The 22,673-nt window shown below is 36.1% G+C and carries 22 protein-coding genes and 1 tRNA gene; 5 read left to right on the forward strand and 18 right to left on the reverse strand.

What is annotated here, in order from left to right; translation table 11 throughout:
- Positions 1-332 precede the first annotated feature (332 nt).
- On the forward strand, positions 333-905 hold the full coding sequence (purN, locus tag EV201_RS15175; RefSeq protein WP_130308497.1) for a phosphoribosylglycinamide formyltransferase: 573 nt from the start codon (positions 333-335) through the stop codon (positions 903-905).
- 78 nt (positions 906-983) lie between these two features.
- On the opposite strand, the gene EV201_RS15180 is transcribed toward purN, so the two are convergent.
- From EV201_RS15180 to leuS, 4 genes are all read right to left on the reverse strand, one after another.
- Positions 984-2,291 carry a M23 family metallopeptidase gene (locus EV201_RS15180; RefSeq protein ID WP_165389678.1) on the reverse strand — a complete coding sequence of 436 codons (1,308 nt, stop codon included), beginning with the start codon at positions 2,289-2,291 and terminating at the stop codon, positions 984-986.
- A gap of 209 nt (positions 2,292-2,500) precedes the next feature.
- Positions 2,501-3,361 (reverse strand): YitT family protein, encoded by an 861-nt coding sequence (locus tag EV201_RS15185; protein WP_130308499.1) that lies wholly within the window; start codon positions 3,359-3,361, stop codon positions 2,501-2,503.
- A gap of 67 nt (positions 3,362-3,428) precedes the next feature.
- A complete protein-coding gene (locus tag EV201_RS15190) occupies positions 3,429-4,289 on the reverse strand; it encodes a YitT family protein (RefSeq protein ID WP_130308500.1) in 861 nt (286 codons plus the stop codon).
- 119 nt (positions 4,290-4,408) lie between these two features.
- Positions 4,409-7,171 carry a leucine--tRNA ligase gene (gene leuS / locus EV201_RS15195; RefSeq protein ID WP_130308501.1) on the reverse strand — a complete coding sequence of 921 codons (2,763 nt, stop codon included), beginning with the start codon at positions 7,169-7,171 and terminating at the stop codon, positions 4,409-4,411.
- 346 nt (positions 7,172-7,517) lie between these two features.
- Between leuS and EV201_RS15200 the strand changes: the two genes are divergently transcribed.
- Positions 7,518-7,591: transfer RNA gene (locus EV201_RS15200), tRNA-Arg, on the forward strand.
- A 110-nt stretch (positions 7,592-7,701) separates the two neighbouring features.
- Here the strand turns inward: EV201_RS15200 and EV201_RS15205 are convergent.
- From EV201_RS15205 to EV201_RS15250, 10 genes are all read right to left on the reverse strand, one after another.
- Positions 7,702-8,169, reverse strand: a complete 468-nt coding sequence (locus EV201_RS15205; protein WP_130308502.1) for an ExbD/TolR family protein — start codon at positions 8,167-8,169, stop codon at positions 7,702-7,704.
- Positions 8,169-8,744, reverse strand: coding sequence for an ExbD/TolR family protein (locus tag EV201_RS15210; protein ID WP_130308503.1), 576 nt, complete (start codon positions 8,742-8,744; stop codon positions 8,169-8,171). Before EV201_RS15210 ends, EV201_RS15205 begins: the two co-directional genes overlap by 1 nt.
- Positions 8,745-8,792: 48 nt before the next feature.
- On the reverse strand, positions 8,793-9,242 hold the full coding sequence (locus EV201_RS15215) for a hypothetical protein (RefSeq protein ID WP_130308504.1): 450 nt from the start codon (positions 9,240-9,242) through the stop codon (positions 8,793-8,795).
- A gap of 9 nt (positions 9,243-9,251) precedes the next feature.
- Entirely contained in the window at positions 9,252-10,085 is an 834-nt protein-coding gene (locus EV201_RS15220) for a MotA/TolQ/ExbB proton channel family protein (RefSeq protein ID WP_130308505.1), read from the reverse strand.
- Positions 10,086-10,299: 214 nt separating this feature from the next.
- Positions 10,300-11,322 carry an asparaginase gene (locus EV201_RS15225; protein WP_130308506.1) on the reverse strand — a complete coding sequence of 341 codons (1,023 nt, stop codon included), beginning with the start codon at positions 11,320-11,322 and terminating at the stop codon, positions 10,300-10,302.
- A gap of 140 nt (positions 11,323-11,462) precedes the next feature.
- A complete protein-coding gene (locus tag EV201_RS15230) occupies positions 11,463-12,230 on the reverse strand; it encodes a TatD family hydrolase (protein WP_130308507.1) in 768 nt (255 codons plus the stop codon).
- 96 nt (positions 12,231-12,326) lie between these two features.
- Positions 12,327-13,661 (reverse strand): NADP-specific glutamate dehydrogenase, encoded by a 1,335-nt coding sequence (gdhA, locus tag EV201_RS15235; protein ID WP_130308508.1) that lies wholly within the window; start codon positions 13,659-13,661, stop codon positions 12,327-12,329.
- A gap of 205 nt (positions 13,662-13,866) precedes the next feature.
- Positions 13,867-14,970, reverse strand: coding sequence for a DNA-processing protein DprA (gene dprA, locus EV201_RS15240; protein ID WP_130308509.1), 1,104 nt, complete (start codon positions 14,968-14,970; stop codon positions 13,867-13,869).
- Positions 14,971-15,031: 61 nt separating this feature from the next.
- The gene (locus EV201_RS15245) at positions 15,032-15,598 is read right to left on the reverse strand and encodes an outer membrane beta-barrel protein (protein ID WP_130308510.1); all 567 of its coding nucleotides are present in this window, start codon (positions 15,596-15,598) and stop codon (positions 15,032-15,034) included.
- Between the two features lie 37 nt (positions 15,599-15,635).
- Entirely contained in the window at positions 15,636-15,989 is a 354-nt protein-coding gene (locus EV201_RS15250; protein ID WP_130308511.1) for a hypothetical protein, read from the reverse strand.
- A 253-nt stretch (positions 15,990-16,242) separates the two neighbouring features.
- Between EV201_RS15250 and aroB the strand changes: the two genes are divergently transcribed.
- The 3 genes from aroB (at position 16,243) to aroA (ending at position 19,158) form a co-directional block, all read left to right on the forward strand.
- Positions 16,243-17,304 (forward strand): 3-dehydroquinate synthase, encoded by a 1,062-nt coding sequence (gene aroB / locus EV201_RS15255; RefSeq protein ID WP_130308512.1) that lies wholly within the window; start codon positions 16,243-16,245, stop codon positions 17,302-17,304.
- Positions 17,288-17,836, forward strand: coding sequence for an adenine phosphoribosyltransferase (locus EV201_RS15260; protein ID WP_207224515.1), 549 nt, complete (start codon positions 17,288-17,290; stop codon positions 17,834-17,836). Before aroB ends, EV201_RS15260 begins: the two co-directional genes overlap by 17 nt.
- 95 nt (positions 17,837-17,931) lie before the next feature.
- Positions 17,932-19,158, forward strand: coding sequence for a 3-phosphoshikimate 1-carboxyvinyltransferase (aroA, locus tag EV201_RS15265; RefSeq protein WP_130308513.1), 1,227 nt, complete (start codon positions 17,932-17,934; stop codon positions 19,156-19,158).
- A gap of 70 nt (positions 19,159-19,228) precedes the next feature.
- Here aroA and EV201_RS15270 read toward each other — a convergent pair whose 3' ends face one another.
- From EV201_RS15270 to EV201_RS15285, 4 genes are all read right to left on the reverse strand, one after another.
- Positions 19,229-20,095 carry a protoheme IX farnesyltransferase gene (locus EV201_RS15270; protein ID WP_130308514.1) on the reverse strand — a complete coding sequence of 289 codons (867 nt, stop codon included), beginning with the start codon at positions 20,093-20,095 and terminating at the stop codon, positions 19,229-19,231.
- A 2-nt stretch (positions 20,096-20,097) separates the two neighbouring features.
- Entirely contained in the window at positions 20,098-20,910 is an 813-nt protein-coding gene (locus EV201_RS15275; RefSeq protein ID WP_130308515.1) for an SCO family protein, read from the reverse strand.
- Positions 20,911-21,384: 474 nt separating this feature from the next.
- Positions 21,385-21,588, reverse strand: a complete 204-nt coding sequence (locus EV201_RS15280; protein ID WP_130308516.1) for a hypothetical protein — start codon at positions 21,586-21,588, stop codon at positions 21,385-21,387.
- A 10-nt stretch (positions 21,589-21,598) separates the two neighbouring features.
- Positions 21,599-22,612 (reverse strand): Ig-like domain-containing domain, encoded by a 1,014-nt coding sequence (locus EV201_RS15285; RefSeq protein ID WP_130308517.1) that lies wholly within the window; start codon positions 22,610-22,612, stop codon positions 21,599-21,601.
- Positions 22,613-22,673: the final 61 nt, after the last annotated feature.

Raw genomic sequence — 22,673 nt, forward strand, 5'->3', positions numbered from 1 at the left:
AGAAATAAATATAGATTATAAAATCAAACTTATTTCCACATAGTTGGTCGCAAAGATAATCCTTTTTCTCTCTCATGTGAAAGGTTTTTCAATTAAATTCACCCCCACAAAACATTAATTATTGATTATCAGTCGATTAAGCGCGCACGATTATACACTCCCCAACAACATCATACCAATAATTATTAAAGGAACACGCATAAATTCCTGAATAATAAGTAAAACAAGGCCAGATGCCCATAATCAATCATTGTATTAAAATTGATGATAATCAAAGGAGTATAAATTCATTTATTCATTAACTTTGCGAGCATAAACACCAAACAACAAGCATGAAAAGAATAGCCATTTTTGCTTCTGGATCAGGAAGCAACGCTGAAAATATTGCTAATTATTTCAAATCAAATCCTGAAGTTGAAATATCAATCATTCTAAGCAATAAGAAAGATGCCTTTGTTCTCGAAAGAGCAAAAAAACTCAATATCCCAGGTCAAACTTTCACCAGAAATGACTTTTATGAGAATGACTCAATCATTAAATTATTAAAAGAAAAACAAATTGATCTGGTTGTACTGGCAGGGTTTTTATGGCTTATACCTGAATCATTAATAAAGGCTTATCCAAATGCAATTATAAATATCCACCCGGCTCTTCTTCCAAATTATGGAGGAAAAGGGATGTATGGCATGAATGTTCACAAGGCCGTTATTGCAAACAAAGAGAAAGAAAGCGGCATAACTATTCATGTGGTTAATGAAAAATATGATGATGGAGAAACGATTCTTCAAGCAAAATGCCAGGTCGCAGAAAATGACACGGCAGAAGATCTTGCTAACAAAATTCATGAATTGGAGTATGAATACTTCCCTCGTACCGTTGAAGAATATCTGAACAAGATTAAATAATAGTTCAGTTACAAATATCAAAAATGGGAGATTGTTTATTTAAAACAATCTCCCATTTATATTTTCCTTCAATATATATTAGTTCATTACTTGCACACTAGAGTCAGAGACAACTTCCTCTTTAGCCAAAGCTTCTTCATAACCCAATTCTATCAAAAGCTGATTTTTAATTTTAGTATAAGCTTCAATATTTTGTTCTGAAACCGGAGCCACAGGTGGTGATTTCATTTTTAATGGATTAATAGGCTTCCCATTTTTATGCACCCTAAAGTCCAAATGTGGTCCGGTAGCCAAACCACTTGCTCCCACATATCCAATTACTTGCCCCTGTTTCACACGCGAACCAACACCAACATGTTTTCCAAATCGTGAAAAATGCATATAAGTGGTTGAGTAAACTGAGTTATGCTTTATTTTCAAATAGCGACCACCACCATTTTTCTGATTCCCTTTTTTAACCACTACACCATCACCAATAGCCATCACAGGAGTTCCTGTAGGTGCTGCATAATCGATACCATGGTGGGGGCGATATCGCTTCAGAACAGGGTGAAACCGATGATTAGAAAATTTTGAACTAATTCGTGAATAATGCAGAGGTGCTTTTAAGAAGGCTTTCTGTAAACTTTTTCCTTCTTCATCAAAGTAACCTTCTTTCTCACCATCCTTAAATGCAAAAGCATAGTTATCCGAATTGTGATGTATAAAATTAGCAGCAATCACATTAATCTGATGAATCGATTCGCCATCTATCATTTCTTCATCGTAAATAACATGAAATTCATCCCCTTTACCTATACCGAAGAAATCAATCGTCCAGGCATATATATCAGATAATTTCATTGAAAGCAAAGGATCAGCATTGGCATCAACCATCGCATTCCACAAGGATGATTCAATCTTACCTCTAACCTGCTTACGAACTTTAGTTATTTCCTTCTGTCCCTTATAAACCTGAATGGTATCCGTTAAATCAAAAACGATATATTCCTTGGGGGTGTTTTCATAAATAAAATATTCAGCTGTCTTTAAACTATCCTTCGTAAAAAGCATAGCATATTTTCGACCTGATTTTATCTTACGAACATTAAAAACCTTTTTTGCCTTTTCTGCAATCTCATGAATAAGCTTGGACGAAACCTTGTGTTTGTCTAGAATAACAGAAAGCGTTTGATTGCGCTTTACCTTATACTCTTCGAGTTGGAAATTATCAATGGGGAAACCATATTTATAATTGACCTCCTGATTCTGAACAGAATCGATTAAAACAGGTAAAGCTTTGTCAGCTGGAGTTAATTCTATATCCGTTCTATTCTTGTAAAAAAACACACCTGCAAGAATCAGAACTGGAATAATTAGGTATTGCACCTTTAGGAAACGCTTCATAAAATAATTAAATCTTCTAAATGAAAATTGGTCGGATTTCTTTATCATATCGGCCATCCATCCTCACAATTCTATTCTATCGGCCGACATCGTCGCCGAAGTTAATATTTATAAAATGCTGATACAAATTGCCGGGTGGTAGATTCATCTACACCCGGCAATTTTAACATTATTAAACCTCTTGGTTTATATTCCTTAAGAAAGATCCATTATTTAATCTTATCAAAGCCCTGTCCGTAAACACCCATGACTGATCCCATCGAAATAAAAGCATCAGGATCAACAACTTTAACCATTTTCAAAATAGCTTGCGAATCCTTTTTCTTAGCCAAAAGCATCAAAACTTTAACTTCTTCCTGGGAATATCCCCCTTTAGCTTGAAGCTCAGTCAGGCCTAAATCAAGTTTAAAAACAACTTCATTTCTAATCTCATCGTATTTCTTCGTGAAGATAAAAATCTGAACAGATTGCTTACTCCCCTCAATCACCATATCAACACAATATGCACTCACACCCATAGCAACAAAACCATAGACAACTTGTTCGATCGAATTTGACAGAAAATAGGATGATGAAATAATAATTAAATCCAATGTCAGAAGAAGCTGCCCCGGACTGTAATTTCGATATTTATTTATCATCATGGCAATAATATCGGTTCCCCCGGTACTACCTCCCTGAGATAGAATAATCCCGGCACTTGCTCCGGCCAAAATTCCCCCGATTATAGCACACATAAAACGATCGCTAACCAAAGGCTCAGTAATAATTGATTGCAAAAGCCACAAAAAGAAGGATAGAACAAAAGTTGCAAATATGGTTTTTATACCAAAACCAAAGCCCAAAACTCTCATAGCCATCACAAGTAGCAATCCATTTATTATAAACACGGAATACCCTACCTTGAAACCTGTCGCAAAATAGATAATGGTTGCGATACCACTTACCCCTCCACCAACAATTTCAGATGGTATTAAGAAACCTGTCCAGCCAATAGATCCAATAAAAAGTCCTATTGCGATAATAAAATACGACTTAAACTGTTTGGTAAAATCTAGAATCTTTGTCATGATATAATTTTAAAATCATTTTCCCTATTGGGATTTTTTTTCGGCCGCAAAGCTAGTAAGAATTTGCTTACGCACGAATTTCTTCGAAACCTGAACCATAGACTCCCATAACCGATGCCATTGAAATAAATGCATCCGGATCGTAATGTTTAACTAATTTAAAGACCTGGGGCGTTTCATGTCTGCGAACAACCACCATCAATATTTTTCTATTTTCCTTAGAATACCAACCAATACTATCGATAACAGAAATTCCACGGTTAAGCGTTTCCCCGATTTCATCAGCTATTTTCTCATGCTCGCTAGTTATAATAAACATCTGCGCAGACTGCTTAGCCCCACTTATCACCATATCAATTGCATAGGATGCTATTCCCATTGAAACATAACCGTAAACAATAGTAGGCACATCATCAAAAATAATATAAGATGACGCTATAATAAATACATCAAAATATAAAATTATCCGTCCAGGGCTGATATTCTTATACTTATTTATAATCATAGCAATAATGTCGGTTCCCCCGCTACTTCCGCCTTGAGAAATTGTAATTCCAACTCCGGCACCACCTAATATTCCCCCTATAATGGCAGCCATAAATTTGTCATCTACTAAAGGAACTGTAAATATTTTTTGTTGAAAACTAAGAAAAACTGAACCTAACAAAATGGCATATATGGTTTTCGCACCAAATTTAGGCCCCAGAATTTTTAAGGCAATGACAATCAAAAAACAATTGATGATAAAGTACGATGCGCCCACAGGTATAGTCTTTCCCGAACCATAAAATATTAAAGTCCCAATACCACTCACGCCACCACCAATAATCTCTGAAGGAATTAAAAAGGCTGTCCAGCCAAAACTATAAATTGCCAATCCCAATGCAATGATTAAATAGGATTTCAATTCTGAGGTGTTCAATTTCATTTTCTTAATTGTTACTTTTAAAGGTTATACTTCCAAATTGATAAAAAAAAAGAAAGCTTTAGTTTCATTGAGTAGTCAATGAAACTAAAGCTTTTAAATATGAGTTATTAGCTTTCTGTCTAGACTACTATGTTTATTATTTTTTTAGGAACAATGATTACCTTTTTAGGGGTTTTACCATCAATCCACTTTTGAGCCTGTTCACAAGTCATTACAGCCTGTTCAATTTCATCTTTACTAAGACTCAACGAAAGTTCCAGTTTAAATCTCATCTTTCCATTAAATGAAACTGGGTACGAATGCACATCTTCTTCCAGGTACGATTCATTTAAGACTGGGAAAGCGGCATCGGTAATACTATTCTTATTTCCACAAAGTGCCCATAACTCCTCAGTAATATGTGGTGCAAAAGGCGCTAAAAGAGCAAGTAATTCCTCTAAAATAGCTTTCTTATTACACTTAACACTATTCAACTCGTTCACACAAATCATAAAGGCTGACACAGATGTATTAAACGAGAATCGCTCAATATCATCCTGAATTTTCTTAATTGACTTATGCAAAGTCTTGTATTCTGCTTTAGTCGGCTCATCAGTTGAGATACAGAACTCGTTCTGGTCATTGTGAAACAGACGCCACAATTTCTTCAAAAACTTATGCACACCATCGATTCCATTCGTATCCCATGGCTTAGACGCTTCCAAAGGCCCTAAGAACATTTCATACAAACGAAGCGTATCTGCTCCGTATTCTTCAACAATCACATCAGGATTAACCACATTAAACATCGATTTCGACATTTTCTCTACAGCCCATCCACAAATGTATTTCCCATCTTCCAATACAAATTCAGCATCAGCATACTCAGGCATCCAACTTTTGAAGGCTTCAGTATCTAAAACATCATTTTTTACAATGTTTACATCAACGTGAATTTGAGTTGTGTCATAATCCTTTCTAAGACCATATGACACATATTTATTGGTATTCTTAATACGATATACAAAGTTTGAACGACCTTGAATCATACCCTGATTAATCAGTTTTCTGAAAGGCTCGTCTTTGCAAACCTTACCTATATCGTAAAGGAATTTATTCCAAAAACGAGAATAGATCAAGTGACCTGTTGCGTGCTCAGTTCCTCCAATGTACAAGTCAACATCCTGCCAATATTCATTTACCTCTTCAGAAACCAAAGCTTCCTTATTTCGAGGATCCATATAACGTAAATAGTAAGCAGATGAACCCGCAAAACCTGGCATTGTATTCAACTCAATAGGGTAACCATCTTCCGTTGTCCAATTTTGGGCACGTCCCAATGGTGGCTCTCCAGTTTCTGTTGGTAAATACTTATCAACTTCCGGTAATTCAAGAGGCAACTGATCAAGATCCATCATTTTTGGCATGCCATCCTTAAAATAAACTGGGAATGGCTCTCCCCAATAACGTTGTCTTGAGAAAATTGCATCACGCAAACGGAAATTAACCTTGCGTTTACCCAATCCTCTTTCTTCAATTTCATTATTTGCTTTTACAATAGCATCCTTCACATCCAGACCATTCATAAAGTCTGAATTGATCATTTCACCCGACTTGGCATCGTATGATCCTTCGCTTAAATCACCACCTGAAACCACTGGTACAATCGGCAAATCAAAGTGTTTCGCAAAAGCATAATCACGACTATCATGAGCAGGAACGGCCATAATAGCACCCGTTCCATATCCAGCCAATACATAATCACTCACCCACACAGGAATCGCTTCTCCTGAAAATGGATGTATCGCATATGAACCTGTAAATTCTCCACTAACCGTCTTCACATCGGCCATACGTTCTCTTTCTGTACGCTTTTTAGTGGCTGCAATATAAGCTGCAATCTTTTCTTTATATTCAGGTGTGGTTAATTGATCAACCAACTCACTTTCCGGAGCCAGAACCATAAAACTCACACCAAAAATTGTATCTGGACGAGTGGTGAAAATTGTCATCGCAACGTCAGAATCCTTCACCTGAAAGTCCATCTCAGCACCTTCTGAACGACCAATCCAGTTGCGCTGAATTTCTTTCAAAGAATCTGTCCACTCCAACTTCTCCATATCCTCAAGTAAACGCTTGGCATATGCAGACACGCGTAAAGACCATTGACGCATTTTTTTCTGCTCAACGGGATGTCCACCTCTTACAGACAGACCTTCTTTAATTTCATCATTCGCAAGAACAGTCCCTAATTTAGGACACCAATTCACCATTGTATCGGCCAAATAAGCCAAACGATAATTTAATAGAATACCGTCTTGTTCCTTCTCAGACAAAGAATTCCACTCTTCTGCAGTAAAAATATCTTCCTGAGATGTGGCAGCGTCCACATTGGCATTTCCATTTGCCTTAAACTCTTTGATCAAATCAGAAATCGCTTCGGCTTTTTGAGTCTTATTATTGAAGTAATGCTTAAACATTTCAACAAAAGCCCACTGTGTCCATTTATAATATTCAGGATCACAAGTACGAACTTCTCTATCCCAATCATAAGAGAACCCAATCTTATCTAACTGTTGACGATATCTTTTAATATTAACCTCAGTAGTAATAGCAGGGTGCTGACCTGTTTGAATTGCATATTGCTCAGCTGGCAAACCATACGCATCATACCCCATTGGGTGCAATACATTAAATCCTTTTAAACGCTTATAGCGAGAATAAATATCAGAAGCAATATAGCCAAGTGGATGACCGACATGCAAACCTGCACCTGATGGATAAGGAAACATATCGAGTACATAAAATTTTGGTTTACTTGTATCAACATCAACTTTATAAGTCTTGTTATCAACCCAAAACTTCTGCCACTTTTTTTCTATTTCTTTAAAATTGTATTCCATGTTCAATAGCTAATTAGATATGAATTCCGAATTAAATCGGATTTAGGTCGCACTAAAACCCAGATGACCTCTTTCTTTCAATCTGATTGATAAATAAATAATATGGACTTCAAAGACTCAGCAAATAAATACATCACCAACACCCAAGAAAATCCAACTCTTCATTAAGGCGCAAAATTAGTAAAAGTTTGAAATAAATGAGGACTTTATTTTAGGAAAGAGAAATTATTAAATTTTGGCTACTAGAGCTTTAGCCAATCATCAGTATATTTTAATAATTTGTGCTTGAAGCAAGAACATTTTTAAACAAATAATTGGATTTATTTTCTAAATTTGTGTTCGAATTGGCTCCATAGTTCAGCTGAATAGAACGTCAGATTCCGGTTCTGAAGGTCATGGGTTTGAATCCCATTGGAGTCACATAAATAAAGCTCGAAGTAGAAACTTCGAGCTTTTTCTTTTTCCCAAAAATTAAAATAAAAAAAAGGAGTCCGATAAGGACTCCTTTTAATTATATATCGAATAATAAATTATTCTGCAGTTTGTCTGGTTGAATAATTCAACTTAAGTGAACTTGCTTTTCTAAGCTCCTGCTTAATGTCAGTTACAATACCCATTTTAGTGTATTGATCAACTTTCAATGAAGTAGTCAGCTTATTTCGCAATTCCTCTTTTCTTGCTTCACGTTCTGAAGCAATAAAAGATTGAATATCTCCAACAGTTGCAAATTGGTCGTTCAACTGGATACGAGGCTCTGTTCCAAAAGTTTTTTGAAACTTTCTCATAGGCACACCGACATAGATGTTACTTACAAGATCCTTTTTCTCCAATTTAGTTACCTCTTTCGCTTCCGGAACCATAATATCTACATTCAAGTCAACTTCTCTCATAGTTGTTGCAACCATAAAGAAGAATAACAACATAAATACAATATCAGGAAGAGAAGCTGTTGATATGGCCGGTAACTCCTTGGTACCGTCTTTTCTAAACTTTGACATTATTTACCTCCTGTATTTCTTGGTTCAGCTTCAGAAATCTGTACTGGGATATACTTTCTAACGGCAGCTTGCTGATCCTCATTAAGCTCCTCGTATTTTCTACCCCATTTCTGCATTGACTTCTCATCTTTTAACTCACGAGAAGCGGCTGCAAGTTCATCCTGAACGCGAATATAAGTTTCATATCTTGTTCCACGGTCATTCTGTAACGAAATCAATCCCTTTGAAACCATAACGTCACCAAAATAAGGAACGCTCTTTATGCTTTTTTCAGGAAGATTTTCTTTGTTTGCAGGATTCAGGAAGAATTCTTTAGTCTTATCACGTAATTGTGAAATACTTAGAACTTCTCCGTTCACCAACAACTCATTGTTACGATTCACCAATATGGACAAAACATTACGTTGTTTGACCTTTACATCATCATTCTGTTGTTGATCCTCTGGAATCGGTGGCAACTTTTTGTAGATACCTGTATCTACATCCATTGTAGTTGTCACCAAGAAGAAAATAAGCAACAAGAAAGCGATATCGGCCATCGAACTCGAATTTATCTCTGGTGTTTTTCTTGCCATAATATTATTTCTTAAGGTTTACGATTCGAGGTTAATCGAATCATTGTCTTAGCGTAATTTTCTCAATGTCTCTGTCACTACGATAGAAACGATAGCACCTACACCCAAAATGTACATGGTATAAAGAACCGTATCAGCAAACTTTAATGCCCCAACATTATTGTCTTCACCTGTATAACCAGGAAGGTTCAATAATGTACCATCAGACATAGAATATGCGATCAAGATAATTAATCCAAGACCTGCAAGTCCAGCTAATCCCTTAATTGCCCCCTTTGGATCAGATACAATCTGTAAAACAGGGAACAAAATTGACAAGCCAACAGTGATATAGAATAATGCCTTAGCCCAATAAATCAACGAATCGGTATAAACCGGTGTTTGATGAGCCTGATTAGGCACGTCTCCCCCAAAGTAAAACATGGCTACAAAAACAACTGTAAGACCAAGCATTACATAGGTAAGAATATTTAAATATTTACTCAATGTATTTGACATAGTCGGAAATTATTTTTTCAAGTTGTATTTTACTAGGATATCAAGAAGAGAAATTGAAGCATCTTCCATGTTATTTACAATACTATCAATTTTAGAAGTACAATAGTTATACACTACCTGTAGAATCATCGCAACGATCAAACCAGATACAGTTGTAATCAAGGCTACTTTAATACCACCAGCTACAGCAGCAGGAGAGATAGTACCCATAGACTGAATCGAGTCAAACGCATCAATCATACCGATTACTGTACCCATGAAACCTAACATAGGAGCAAGACCGATCATCAATGAAATCCAAGAAAGACCTTTTTCCAATAGACCCATTTGAACTGAACCGTAAGCGATTACTGATTTCTCAACAACCTCTACACCTTCATCCATACGATCAAGACCTTGATAGAAAATACTAGCGATAGGTCCGCGAGTTTCTCTACAAACTTCTTTAGCAGCATCAACACCACCATTATTCAAAGCGTCTTCTAAATTAGTAAGTAACTTCTTAGTATTTGTAGTTGACATATTCAAGTAAATGATTCTTTCGATAGAAAGAGCCAAACCTAAAATAAGAGTCAATAATACAAAACTCATAAACATCGCACCACCTTGGATGAATTGTTTCTTTACTACAGCGTGAAATGAAGTACTCTCTACTTCTTCTTCAGCAACTGGAGCTACTTCTTCTACAGCAGTTTCTTGAGCTGCAACTTCCTCAGTATTTTCATCCTGAGTATCTACGGTAGCTTCGGTAGTTTGAGCTGTCTCATCTTGAGCAACTACATTAAATGATGCTCCAAAATTCAGCATCCCGATAACTGCTATAAATGCAAATAACTTTTTCATAGTCTGTTTTTCAAATTTTAATTAACGAAATTATTTTTTACAAAATTAAACGGTTACTTTTTAAAAAATTGATTAACAATAATCAACTAAATTTTCCTTTTAAAGAATGTGTCAAAACCTCTTATATTATCTATATCTCACTCCTTTTCTTATGTAATACAAGATGATTTTAACAGTGCACCAAATTACAAAAAAAAAGTGAAAAACAAATTTTCTATTGGCATAATTCGCCTTTGATGGACTTATTTAAAAAGAATTTTATCTTATCTGAATCAAGCTGCTGTCCAAGTAAAAACATTAGCTTAGTAATAGCAGCCTCTGTGGTGATATCATAACCACTAATAACACCCATTTTTAATAATTCAACACTCGTTTCATACAAGCCCATATCCACACTTCCCGAAGGACATTGAGTCACATTATATACAATAAGACCATTATCAATAGCTTGTTTAATTGAATTCACAAACCAGGCATCAGTTGGCGCATTCCCTGCTCCGTAAGTTTCAATTACGACAGCTCGTAATCCTTCAATATTCAGAATAGCATCAACCGTTCTCTTATTTATTCCTGGAAATATTTTAAGAATGGCAATATTCGTATCCAAATCGGTATTAATAGTAAACTCTTTTCCTGTGGCCTTCTGAATTGAGGATTCATTGTAATGAATATGAATACCAACCTTTGCTAAATTCGGATAGTTGTACGAATGAAAAGCATTAAAATATTCAGCATTGTGCTTGGTTGTTCGATTTCCTCTGAAAAGTTGGTTTTCAAAAAGCACACAAACTTCCGGAACGATTGCTTTACCATCCTTATAATCGGCAGCAACTTCAATAGCCGTTATTAAATTTTCTTTACCGTCCGTACGGATCATACCAATTGGCAACTGAGACCCGGTCAACACAACAGGTTTGTCAAGATTATCCAGCATAAAACTTAAAGCAGATGCCGTATATGACATCGTATCGGTTCCATGAAGCACAACAAAACCATCATATTTCTCATAGTTTTCCTTAATAAGATTCGCAATCTTAATCCAAACATCCGGATTTAAATTCGATGAATCAATCAATGGATCAAAAGCTATAGAAGATAATTCAAAACCGAATTTTTTAAGCTCAGGTACCTGTTTTAAAATATGATCAAAATCGAAAGGCTTTAAAGAACCATTTGCCGGATCTTTTACCATCCCAATGGTTCCCCCGGTATAAATTATCAAAATTGAAGTCTTCATATATTTTAAAATTTCATATTTTCAACATCCCGATCATTATCGGAGGATTATTAATACTAACACTATCCGGATGAAAAACAGTTTTCATCAAAATTAACTCAACACCTATTAAGAAATTTCAACGATCTCACACTGTCCCTTTATATTCTAAATAATTTTCTGGCATTGAGGCTTGTTATTTCTGCCACCTCATCAAAACTCAAATTATGAATCTCAGCCAATTTTTCAGCAACATAGGCTACATAAGCTGATTCATTTCGCTTCCCACGCTTTGGAGTTGGTGCCAAATATGGGGAATCCGTTTCCAAAATCAAATGTTTCATCTCGATTTCCCTGACAACGTGATCTAATCCAGAATTTTTAAATGTAAGAATACCATTTAAACCCAATAAAAATCCCATATCAATTGCCTTATTGGCTTGATCCAAATTTCCGGTAAATGAATGAAACACCCCATGAAGATTTTTCAACCTAAAAGATTCCAACACTTCAAATATTTCCGAGAAAGAGTCCCGAGCATGAATTACCACAGGTAATTCCTTTTCAACTGCCCAATTTAATTGTTGTTCAAAAACAAATTGTTGTTCTTTCAGAAACGTTTTATCCCAATACAAATCAATTCCTATTTCTCCAATTGCTATAAAACCTTCCTCTGACAACCATTTTTCACAAATCAGCAACTCCTCCTTATAATTCTCCTTCACCGAAGTTGGGTGCAATCCCATCATTGGCAAACAAAAACCAGGATAATCTCTAACCAAGTTGAGCATGGGGCCAATTGATTCCGAATCAATATTGGGTAATAGAATTTGTCCCACATTGGCATCTTTTGCCCGCTGAATTGCTTCTGCAATATCATCGTTAAAAGCCTCAGAATAAATATGGGAATGTGTATCGATAAGCTTCATACTAAAATGTATTGATTTTGACTATCCAAGAATCTTGGGGTTAATGAAAAAAAGCCGGCTAAGCCGGCTCTTTTATATATTTAAAGCGTTAGAGGATTATACACATCCTTGAGCTAACATTGCTTCAGCAACTTTTACGAAACCACCGATGTTTGCACCGTTTACGTAGTTGATTTTACCATTCTTAGTACCGAAACGTACACAAGTATCGTGAATATCTTTCATGATACGAGCTAATTTCTCATCAACTTCTTCAGCAGTCCAGTTGAAACGTAGTGAGTTTTGTGACATTTCAAGACCTGAAACAGCAACACCACCCGCATTAGCAGCTTTACCAGGAGCAAAAGCAACATTCTCAGTTAAATAAAGCATTGCTTCAGCAGTACAACCCATGTTAGATGTTTCAACAACATACTTACATCCGTTTGCAACAAGAGCTTTAGCATCCTCTTCGTTCAATTCGTTCTGAATAGCACATGGGAAAGCCATGTCACACTTCACTTCCCAAGGTTTTTTACCTGCGAAGAATTCAGCACCAAATTTCTCAGCGTAAGGAGCTACAACATCATTGTTTGAAGCACGAAGATCCAATAGATACTCAATTTTCTCAGCATCTAAACCTTCTTTATCGTATACATATCCATCAGGACCTGATACAGTAACAACTTTAGCACCTAGCTCAACTAATTTAAGAGCAGCACCCCAAGTTACATTACCAAAACCAGAAAGAGCAACAGTTTTACCTTCTAATGTTTCATTGTTTTCAGCAACCATATGCTGAGCGAAATAAACAGCACCAAAACCAGTTGCTTCAGGACGGATCAAAGAACCACCAAACTCAAGTGGCTTACCAGTTAATACACCAGTAAATTCGTTACGAATTCTCTTGTATTGTCCGAAAAGGTATCCGATCTCACGACCACCTACTCCGATATCACCTGCAGGAACGTCAGTGTTAGGACCAATATGCTTACACAACTCAGTCATGAAACTCTGGCAAAAACGCATAATTTCGTTATCTGATCTTCCTTTTGGATTGAAGTCAGAACCACCTTTACCACCACCCATAGGTAGAGTAGTCAATGAGTTCTTGAAAGTTTGTTCGAAACCTAAGAATTTAAGAGCACTTAGAGTTACCGAAGGGTGAAAACGTAAACCACCTTTATATGGTCCGATTGCGCTATTAAACTCAACACGGTAACCACGGTTAATTTCTACTTCACCATTATCGTTGAACCAAGGCACTCGGAACATGATAGTACGTTCTGGCTCACACATTTTTTCAAGAAGTTTTGCATTCTTGTATTTAGGATTTGAATCGTAAGTTTCCCATACAGATTCGATTACCTCTTGTGCTGCCTGGTGAAATTCAGCTTCACCTGGAGTTCTACCCTTAAGGGCTTCCATGAATTCATTAATCTTTGCTTCCATGTCCTAAGTATGTTATGAAATTAAAATAATGTTATTGTGATACAATTGTTAATATTTTGGTTCAAATGTATATAAATTTTAAGAACCTCAATTTTTTTTCGCAAAAAAATTCAAACGTTTTAAAAAAATATTTATTGCTGATTATCAGTAATTTAACTCATTATCAATTCTGCTCTACAACATCATGCAGAAAAAAAGAGATTTTTCAAGAAGTCAAAGCGTAAATTTTGCCGGGAAGTGCTCTAACAAGCCCCTCGAATTCCATTTTTAATAGCAAACTTGAAACCCGACTCATGGGTAAATTTGATTTTATAGAAAGCATATCAATTCCTAATTTTCCTTCATGGCTTAATAATCCAACGATCAAATCTTCCTCCGGGGAAAGCTCGACAAACATTTTCGCCTGAACCGCATCCTTTTTGCTCAAATCATTCTCCCAACCCAGAATATATTCAAGATCAGAAACCGACTCTATCAAATGAGCTTGATTCGTTTTAATCAGATGATTACAACCTTGCGAATAGACATCCCCGATCCTACCGGGAAATGCGAACACATCCCTATTATATGAATTTGCAATTTCAGCTGTTATCAAAGAACCGCCCTTTCTGGCAGATTCAACAACCAAGGTGGCATCAGCCATACCAGCTATAATTCGATTTCGACGAACAAAGTGTCGTGGATCGATAACACTTTTAGAATTAAATTCAGAAATCAGACCTCCCTGCTGAATTATCTCTTCGGCATATTTACGATGCTGTGCAGGATACATCAAATGAAAACCATGTCCGACAACGGCGACTGTTGGCAACTTATATTTCAGTGCCGCCTTATGTGCACAAATATCGATACCATAAGCCAAACCACTCACAATAACTGTTTTCTCAGCATGAGAGGCAAGAGCCTTTATAATCTTATCGCAGTTTTCTTTTCCATACTCAGTAGCATTGCGCGTGCCTACAACACTTAATATACGTGACGCATTAAAATCAATATCTCCTTTATAATAAAGTGTCGTTGGTGAATCAGGACAATTCAATAACCGTTGAGGAAAATTCTCATCAAGATAGAAAACAACGTTAATGTCATTGTCTTCAATAAACTTCAGTTCGGCTTCTGCCTCACGAAGAGCCACATCCCGATCCAACTTTTGTAAAATATGCTTACCTATACCAGGAACCTTTAGTAGTTCTTGCTTTTTCACTCTAAAAAAAGCGTCAACACCTCCGGTATAAGCAATCACCTTTCTGGCATTAATACTGCCAAGACCATTCAAAAAGCTAAAGGCTACTTTATAGAGTGTTTCCATTGTTTGGATTTAGAACATCCAAATTAAAAAATTGTATTGGGAAATCAAAAAAAGCAAGTTGTTACATATCAAATGCAAAACCAATAGTTACAAAACCCGCATTACCATATCCCAACTCGGTAAAGATGTCGATATTCTCACTGATATTGTATCGGCCTCCAATTAGAATTCCAAGATCGAACAACACATTATTCTCCTTTATATTAATCCCTTTTTCAGACTTTATATGCTCCAGAGAAAAACCCGTTTTCAGTGATGTATACAATTCCACACCAAATTCAGGAGATATATTTATCGCATCCAATAAATCATTCAGGTCATATGAAACAACCCCTCCAAAACGATAATACTTATGGGTAATTTCTGAGAAATCGTAAAACAAAGATTCATTCTTCTGACCTGCAAATCCAAGATAGGCACCTAAACGAAAGCCTTTACGCCAAGGCTTATCTGCCTGAATTAAAAATGTAGGGTAATGTGTTTCATCTCCATTTTTAAAATTATGATCGAACTTGCCATATTTTGCAAAGGGTAACCCAACTTGAATTCTAACCCCTTCCTCTTTTTCTTGTGAGAATAAGGATAATGATAGAAAAACGATGGTGATGGAAAAAAAATATTTTTTCATATGCTTACAAAACGTAACTCTTTTAAAATAAACAACTTTACGACTCCTTCTTTGAATACTTCAAAAGAGAGTTCAATATCTCTGTTTTCTGATTTTTTGACAAAGCTGACAAACTTATTCCCGGATATTTGGCCAACCCCTTTGCACTAATTTGATAAAGGAATAAATCCTCGCGCAATCCCATACTGCGTTTTTTAAGCTCAAAATGCGAAAAGGTTTGCTTACTTATTTCGATAGATTTAAACTTATCATGAAAAGGATGTAAAGGATAATATCGCATGATGATTTTATCATCGGTATCCTTATAAATAATAAAATTATACTCCCGCACTAAATTAAGTCCTATAAGTAATACATAAATTACAAACAGACCTGCGATAAGCAGATTCATATGCGCTGGATTTTGATATACCGTAAGAACCGTCAGCCCCAGATAAACAAAAGTAATGATGTAATAAAAAAGCTTAATGTTTGCTGCCCGACTTTGATTGCTAAGTGTCATATATGTATCAATATAAATTTAGAGTATAATATTACGTCTTATTTTAGTAGAATAAGCCAATATTTTAAAATTCTGCGAGTTTGACATCACTCGCTAAAATACTATATTTGACCAAAGTTAGAAACTATAAATAAGTTCGCAAATGAGTCTTCAATCTTACGATTTAATTTTTACTGAAAACATAGAAAAAGAGCTTGGTAGAATTTTGGAAACTTATTCCAAATCAAAAATCTTTATCCTTATGGATTCAGGTGCACAGGAACACTGCTGGCATCTCTTATCAAGTAATGAAAACCTACAGGATATTCCCAAATTGATAATCGATTCTGGCGAGCAAAACAAATCACTTGACTCAGTTGTAAAAGCCTGGGAATTCCTAAGCCAAAATGGCGCCAACCGTCACAGCCTGGTCATAAATATTGGCGGAGGTTTAATGACTGACCTGGGAGGATTTGTTGCATCCACCTTTAAGCGTGGCTGTCACTTTATTAATATACCCACCACACTCCTATCTCAAATTGATGCTTCAGTAGGTGGAAAAACCGGTTTTAATTTCAATGGTTTAAAAAACGAAATAGGTGTCATCAACCAACCCGATATGGTAGTTTTGAGTCCTGAATTTCTGAAAACCTTACCTATGAAAGAATTCAAATCAGGTTTTGCTGAGATGTTGAAACATGCGATCATATACAGTCAAAACTACCTTGATGAACTGATAGCCTTTAATTTTGAGAATATTAATTACTCCAAATTACTAACATTGATTAGAAAATCCGTCGCTGTAAAACAGGAGTTTGTCATGAAAGACCCAATGGAAAGAGATGTCCGTAAGGTTCTGAACTTTGGACACACTATTGGTCATGCATTCGAAAGTTATGCACATCATCACAAACTTGAACTTTCACATGGTGAGGCTGTAGCTCTCGGTATGATAGGCGAACTCTATCTTTCAGTAAAGAAAAAAGCATTTCCGCAAGATAAATTTGACGAGATAGTGAAATATATAACAGATATTTACTCAGACTTTTCTATTTTTGCGAAGGATTACCCCGAATTATATCAATTGATGTTACACGATAAGAAAAATAGTGACGAAGGAGTTAATTTCACACTTCTTCCGAATGTTGGTGCTTATACGATAAATAACATCTGCACGGAAGAGGAAGTATTTGAAGCTCTTAATCAGTATGGAAAAAGAAATTAAAATGGACGTAAAACTTCAAGAAGCAAAAGACTCAATTAGAGATATCGTTGATTTTCCTAAAGAAGGTATTGTATTTAAGGATATCACCACCATGTTGAAGGATGAAAAACACCTTAATACATTGGTAGAATCTCTGTATGAACAATACAAAGACAAGGGGATTACTAAAATTGTAGGACTGGAAAGTCGTGGATTTATCCTAGGTACAGTTTTGGCCTATAAATTAGGCGCCGGATTTGTTCCGGTTCGTAAGCCGGGTAAACTGCCAGCACCTACTTATTCTGAAAAATATTCGCTTGAGTATGGCGAAGACGAAATGTTCATTCATCAGGATGCTTTAAACTCTGAGGATGTTATTTTATTGCACGACGACCTGTTAGCAACCGGTGGAACAGCTAAAGCGTCTATCAATCTAATTAGCAAGTTCAACGTTAAGAATGTATTTGTCAACTTCCTTGTTGAACTGGACTTCTTAAACGGACGTGAGAAATTAGATACGGACTATCAAGTCGATTCTCTATTCCATTTCTAGACTTTAGAAATTAAGGAATTACACCATACGGCCGTTGGGGAATTCAATTTTTCTAACGGCTGATTTTTTGTACAATCTTTTTTAAGATCAAAACCATGCATTACACTATATCAAAGCCAGAAAAAAACATTGAAGGAAAAATTATCATTCCCTCATCGAAGAGCATTTCGAATCGTGTGCAAATCATCAATGCTTTAAGTTATAGTTTTGAACCAATTAAGAATCTGTCCACCTGTGACGATTCTAAAGTTATGCAGGACGTTTTGTTTTCAAACACCAATGTTTTTGATGTCGGGCATGCAGGCACCAGTATGCGATTTTTAACGGCCTACCTATCGAAAATACTAGGAGAATGGACTCTAACTGGTTCCGATAGAATGAAAGAACGCCCAATCTCTGTTCTGGTTGATGCCCTAAACTCTTTGGGTGCTCAAATTTCATATCTTGAAAAAGAAGGCTATCCTCCACTTAAAATTTTAGGATCAAATATCACAGGTAAAGAAGTTGAATTGGCTGGTAACACCAGTTCGCAATACATATCTGCTCTATTGCTTATTGCTCCGACTCTTGAAAATGGCCTTCGTATTAAACTGCAAGGCAAAATTGTATCTCGTTCATATATTGAGATGACTCTAAACATTATGGAGGAATTTGGAATCCAGTCAGAGTTCAAAGACAATGAAATTTACGTTGCCAAACAGCCTTACAAAGTGATGCCATATACTGTTGAAGGTGATTGGTCCGGAGCTTCGTATTGGTATGCCTTTATGGCCTTGGCTCCTGAGGGGAAACTCTATTTGGATGGACTACGAAAAAACAGTTTTCAGGGCGATTCAAGATTGGTTGAAGTCTTTGAAAAGCTAGGTGTAAAAACCAATTTTTCAAAAAAAGGCATGTATATCGAACAAACCAATGCTATTTGTAAAAAACTGGTTTTCGATTTTATTGAAATGCCCGATTTGGCTCAAACCTTTGCCGTTGTAACCGCATTAAAAAACGTTCCTTTCCACTTTAAGGGGCTGGAAACTCTTAAGATCAAAGAAACCAACCGTATTTCTGCTCTTATCAATGAGATGGGCAAGTTAGGCTATGTGCTTTACGAACCTCAGGAAGGTGAACTGGCCTGGGACGGCGAAATGAAAGCTGAGAGTGAAGAAATCATCATCGAAACCTATCACGATCACCGTATGGCTATGGCCTTTGCCCCTATTGCCATGCTTCGTCCGGAAATTAAAATTGCTGACCCAATGGTGGTTAATAAATCTTACCCCAATTTCTGGGATCAACTCAAAGAGATCGGTTTTAATATTGAAGAAAACTAATCCACAAAGACACTATAATTAGTAAAGCTCGACCAATTCAGTCGAGCTTTTTCAATTCCCAAAATTCCTTTTATAAATAGAGCCGATCAATACCAATCATGATCATAATGAGTAAAAAATACAGATTCAGTTGCAGAAATAATTTTCGAACTGAAAGTCTATCGTAATTCTTAAGAATAGGAAAACTGTAAAAAATTATCCATGCAGACATTATCAGTAGAATCCAAATAGACACTTGAGAACTCAAAACTTCGAATAGCGGAAGCAACAAGGCAACCATAACAGTAGAAAGCATCCAAATCAGGGTGATGAAATGAATTTGTTTGATACTGAAGACATCTGTCAAAACCTTAAACCCACCTCTTTTATAGTCGTCACCATAAAGCAATAACAAAAGCCAAAAGTGAGGAATCTGACCTATAAAAAAGAAGAAAGCCAAAGCCAAAATAGGAGGTGCAAATAGATCACCGCCAGCAGCTACAAAACCAATTAATGGTGGGAAAGCACCACTCAATGCTCCGGGAACAACAGCGAAAGCTGAAAGCTGTTTCAAAGGCGTATAAAGTAGATTATACCACAGAATTGAAAAAAGAGCAATATAAAAACTCAGGATATTTCCACCCCAAACAAGCAAGGCACAACCCACAACTAAAAATAATAAACTCCAGCCTACAGCCCCATTCTTGCTCAACTTACCCGATGGAATCGGTCTAAACTTGGTTCTATTCATCAAAGCATCTTTTTTATGCTCCTGAACGTGATTAATGGCTGAAGCACCAGCGACAATGAACAAAATTCCAAAAACCACTGCAGCCATATCCAAAGAGAAATCAGTGGATTGCAACAGATAACCCGTAAAACAAGAAAGCGCTATAGGAATAGCAATCTTTATTTTTCCTAATTCAAGCAAACTCTTAATTTTTGAAGTTTCCGACATAACTAATGTTTAGAGTTAAGATTTTCCACTCTCTTATATTGCTTACGCCTTGGTTTGAAAAAAATCAATAATAAAAAGATAATTAATGCCATAAAGATGGTAACGCTAGCCGTTACCGCAGTGATATTAAAAACGTAAGTTCTCCCCACGGGATCGTAAGAATAACAATATTCTAAAGCTTTTTTAATGGTTGGTCCCGTTTGTCCTTTGATGGATTCATTGATAGCTAACTCAAACTCATAAGGTAAAAAATAGGTTCCATTTAAATAACGAGTAATTGTTCCATTGGGACTTACAATGACAACCGTTGCAGCATGCGTAAATTCATTCCCGGCTTTATTATAGAGAAAGCCTACATTTTTAGTAGCCTTGGCAATATTCGAGCTATCCGCCGTAAAAAAACGCCAGCCCTCCTCTGTGTTCTTATCATGAATCAAAGCTTGATAGTTTTTCTTCTTTTGATTCGCTAAAATTGTTGTCTCTTGTGGATCGAAACTGATGGTTAAAACCTGATAATCTTCGGATATGTCTAAATCACTAGCATCAATTAAACCAGCCAAGCCATCCAGTAATGGGCTACAGATGCCAGGACATTTAAAATAAACGAAAACAATAGCTGTGGGTTTATCGATCTGATCAAATAAGTTGACTGATTTCCCATCCTCATCGATGAGGTAGATATCATCTGATATTTTTTCGCCAAGCTGCTCAACAATACCAACTTCGAAATCGGAATCATATTTTGTATCAGACTGACTAAAAAGGGAAATAGCAAGAAGGTTAATTAAAAAGCAAAGACACAATTTTAACTTCATATAAAATCCTCCAGTGTTTTTAGGCTTGGGAACAGAGTCAAACAGTATGAAATTGCCATACGGTTTTAACTAAAAATATGAAATTATTCTGTTGACACTGAATGAGAAGAGGCTTTTTTTTTCATTCACCTCCTTATTTAGAACAGAGATCCTAGCCAAAGGTAACTTTACTCTGTAAAATCTTAAGCCGGAAAATTATACTTTTCAAAGCAATTATTTTTTTCAAATTCCAAATAAAAATCAACCAAAGAATGACTATCAGTAGCTTTGAGATAACGACTAAACTTTGCTGGGGAAAAACAATAGGGAAACTCAGAAAATCAGATTTAAGAGCGCCCTGCTGTAATGGGATAACGACTTAACAGGACGCCCTCTCCGACTAACTAAAAACCGTCCAATCAACTACTGCTGTTAGCATTTCTCACTTAATTCTATTTTTAATATGGCATCATTCTACTTTCTAAGAATATGCAATTATGATTTTTTCTTTAATCCTCTATACCCAACTAAAAAAGCTGCGATAAGAGCGAATAGTAATTCAACAAAATTATTTCTATCAAATAAAAACCAAATGATCAAAGCGACAACTTGGCTTATGATGATAAAAAGCAGTAACCCATAAATAAACGCTTTTCGTTCCGCTCTATTTTTAAAATTTACCTTACTGTATATTTTCATCGTCTCTTTATTAATTATTTTGTGCTCCACGCTTAATCCACTCCAATATCAGATCCTCTTCTTTTTGTGTAATAAAGCCAGCATGTTCACCATTCAATTGTTTAATAATACGACTATCCTCAGGTGAATCTGTACTCACATAGCTGCCATTAACCAAAGAGTTGTAAGCCATAGATTCTCGCAAATCAGGCGCGCGATTTTCATTATGACAGGTCCAACAATCCTGATTTTTAAAAATCGGTTGAATAAGACCACTGAAACTTAACACTTCGGGGATCGTTGTGAATTGCCATTTAAAATCATTTTGCAATTGATTTCCTGCAAGATCTTTAACATCACGGGTAAGGGTACAAGTATACACAGCCTCAGGCAACCATTCCGCATTGGGAACAAACTTTACAATTTTAGCTTCATAAGTTATGCTTCCCCCAACAATAGTCTCTCCTGTTTTCACAATAAACGAATTACTATTAAGTGTTTCCGGATCAATCTCCTCATCAAAATACACCTCAATGGCAGTATTTCTAAAAACTGAAATCTCCATATCAACAGGAATACTCTTACTAATCTTTGGAGCCACAACATCCGGCTCAAAACCTGAAGTAAAACTCCAGTGATAATCCTGTCCCATTGATGCCCCATTTTTAGCTTTGGCTTCAGTACTTAAAGTACAATTGTACGCTGTGTTATCATTTAATTTTTGCGAAGGCTTAAAGACTGCCGTTTTACCTGTACAACTTACCTTACCATAAATTGGATACTGACCTTTTTTCACAGCAAAGCTGTTGTCATTAACTGTGGACGCATCCATCTCCTCACTAAAGAGAACGGTAATCTCTGAAAAGACATCCACCTCAGTGGTACCATCTGCAATGTTAGTAGAGACGATACTAAGTGGAGCACTTGTATCTTCTTCCTTTTGACATCCAAAAGCAAGCAACAGAATTACAATTACCAGTGGCTTGGAAAATCTGGTTAAAATTTGAATACTCTTGCCTACGATACCTTTATGAGTATATAACATATTAAATCTTTTTTACGTTTATAAAAAAAATAAGCTTATTCCTATAGATAAAGCCCTTTAT

It is taken from the genome of Ancylomarina subtilis, assembly GCF_004217115.1.
Taxonomy (GTDB): Bacteria; Bacteroidota; Bacteroidia; order Bacteroidales; family Marinifilaceae; genus Ancylomarina; species Ancylomarina subtilis.

What these genes read in the sequence shown, in the direction of transcription:
- purN (WP_130308497.1), top strand. Translation starts at nt 333, where the DNA reads ATGAAAAGAATAGCCATTTTTGCTTCTGGATCAGGAAGCAACGCTGAA.
- EV201_RS15180 (WP_165389678.1), bottom strand. Translation starts at nt 2,291, where the DNA reads ATGAAGCGTTTCCTAAAGGTGCAATACCTAATTATTCCAGTTCTGATT.
- EV201_RS15185 (WP_130308499.1), bottom strand. Translation starts at nt 3,361, where the DNA reads ATGACAAAGATTCTAGATTTTACCAAACAGTTTAAGTCGTATTTTATT.
- EV201_RS15190 (WP_130308500.1), bottom strand. Translation starts at nt 4,289, where the DNA reads ATGAAATTGAACACCTCAGAATTGAAATCCTATTTAATCATTGCATTG.
- leuS (WP_130308501.1), bottom strand. Translation starts at nt 7,171, where the DNA reads ATGGAATACAATTTTAAAGAAATAGAAAAAAAGTGGCAGAAGTTTTGG.
- EV201_RS15205 (WP_130308502.1), bottom strand. Translation starts at nt 8,169, where the DNA reads ATGTCAAAGTTTAGAAAAGACGGTACCAAGGAGTTACCGGCCATATCA.
- EV201_RS15210 (WP_130308503.1), bottom strand. Translation starts at nt 8,744, where the DNA reads ATGGCAAGAAAAACACCAGAGATAAATTCGAGTTCGATGGCCGATATC.
- EV201_RS15215 (WP_130308504.1), bottom strand. Translation starts at nt 9,242, where the DNA reads ATGTCAAATACATTGAGTAAATATTTAAATATTCTTACCTATGTAATG.
- EV201_RS15220 (WP_130308505.1), bottom strand. Translation starts at nt 10,085, where the DNA reads ATGAAAAAGTTATTTGCATTTATAGCAGTTATCGGGATGCTGAATTTT.
- EV201_RS15225 (WP_130308506.1), bottom strand. Translation starts at nt 11,322, where the DNA reads ATGAAGACTTCAATTTTGATAATTTATACCGGGGGAACCATTGGGATG.
- EV201_RS15230 (WP_130308507.1), bottom strand. Translation starts at nt 12,230, where the DNA reads ATGAAGCTTATCGATACACATTCCCATATTTATTCTGAGGCTTTTAAC.
- gdhA (WP_130308508.1), bottom strand. Translation starts at nt 13,661, where the DNA reads ATGGAAGCAAAGATTAATGAATTCATGGAAGCCCTTAAGGGTAGAACT.
- dprA (WP_130308509.1), bottom strand. Translation starts at nt 14,970, where the DNA reads ATGGAAACACTCTATAAAGTAGCCTTTAGCTTTTTGAATGGTCTTGGC.
- EV201_RS15245 (WP_130308510.1), bottom strand. Translation starts at nt 15,598, where the DNA reads ATGAAAAAATATTTTTTTTCCATCACCATCGTTTTTCTATCATTATCC.
- EV201_RS15250 (WP_130308511.1), bottom strand. Translation starts at nt 15,989, where the DNA reads ATGAATCTGCTTATCGCAGGTCTGTTTGTAATTTATGTATTACTTATA.
- aroB (WP_130308512.1), top strand. Translation starts at nt 16,243, where the DNA reads ATGAGTCTTCAATCTTACGATTTAATTTTTACTGAAAACATAGAAAAA.
- EV201_RS15260 (WP_207224515.1), top strand. Translation starts at nt 17,288, where the DNA reads ATGGAAAAAGAAATTAAAATGGACGTAAAACTTCAAGAAGCAAAAGAC.
- aroA (WP_130308513.1), top strand. Translation starts at nt 17,932, where the DNA reads ATGCATTACACTATATCAAAGCCAGAAAAAAACATTGAAGGAAAAATT.
- EV201_RS15270 (WP_130308514.1), bottom strand. Translation starts at nt 20,095, where the DNA reads ATGTCGGAAACTTCAAAAATTAAGAGTTTGCTTGAATTAGGAAAAATA.
- EV201_RS15275 (WP_130308515.1), bottom strand. Translation starts at nt 20,910, where the DNA reads ATGAAGTTAAAATTGTGTCTTTGCTTTTTAATTAACCTTCTTGCTATT.
- EV201_RS15280 (WP_130308516.1), bottom strand. Translation starts at nt 21,588, where the DNA reads ATGAAAATATACAGTAAGGTAAATTTTAAAAATAGAGCGGAACGAAAA.
- EV201_RS15285 (WP_130308517.1), bottom strand. Translation starts at nt 22,612, where the DNA reads ATGTTATATACTCATAAAGGTATCGTAGGCAAGAGTATTCAAATTTTA.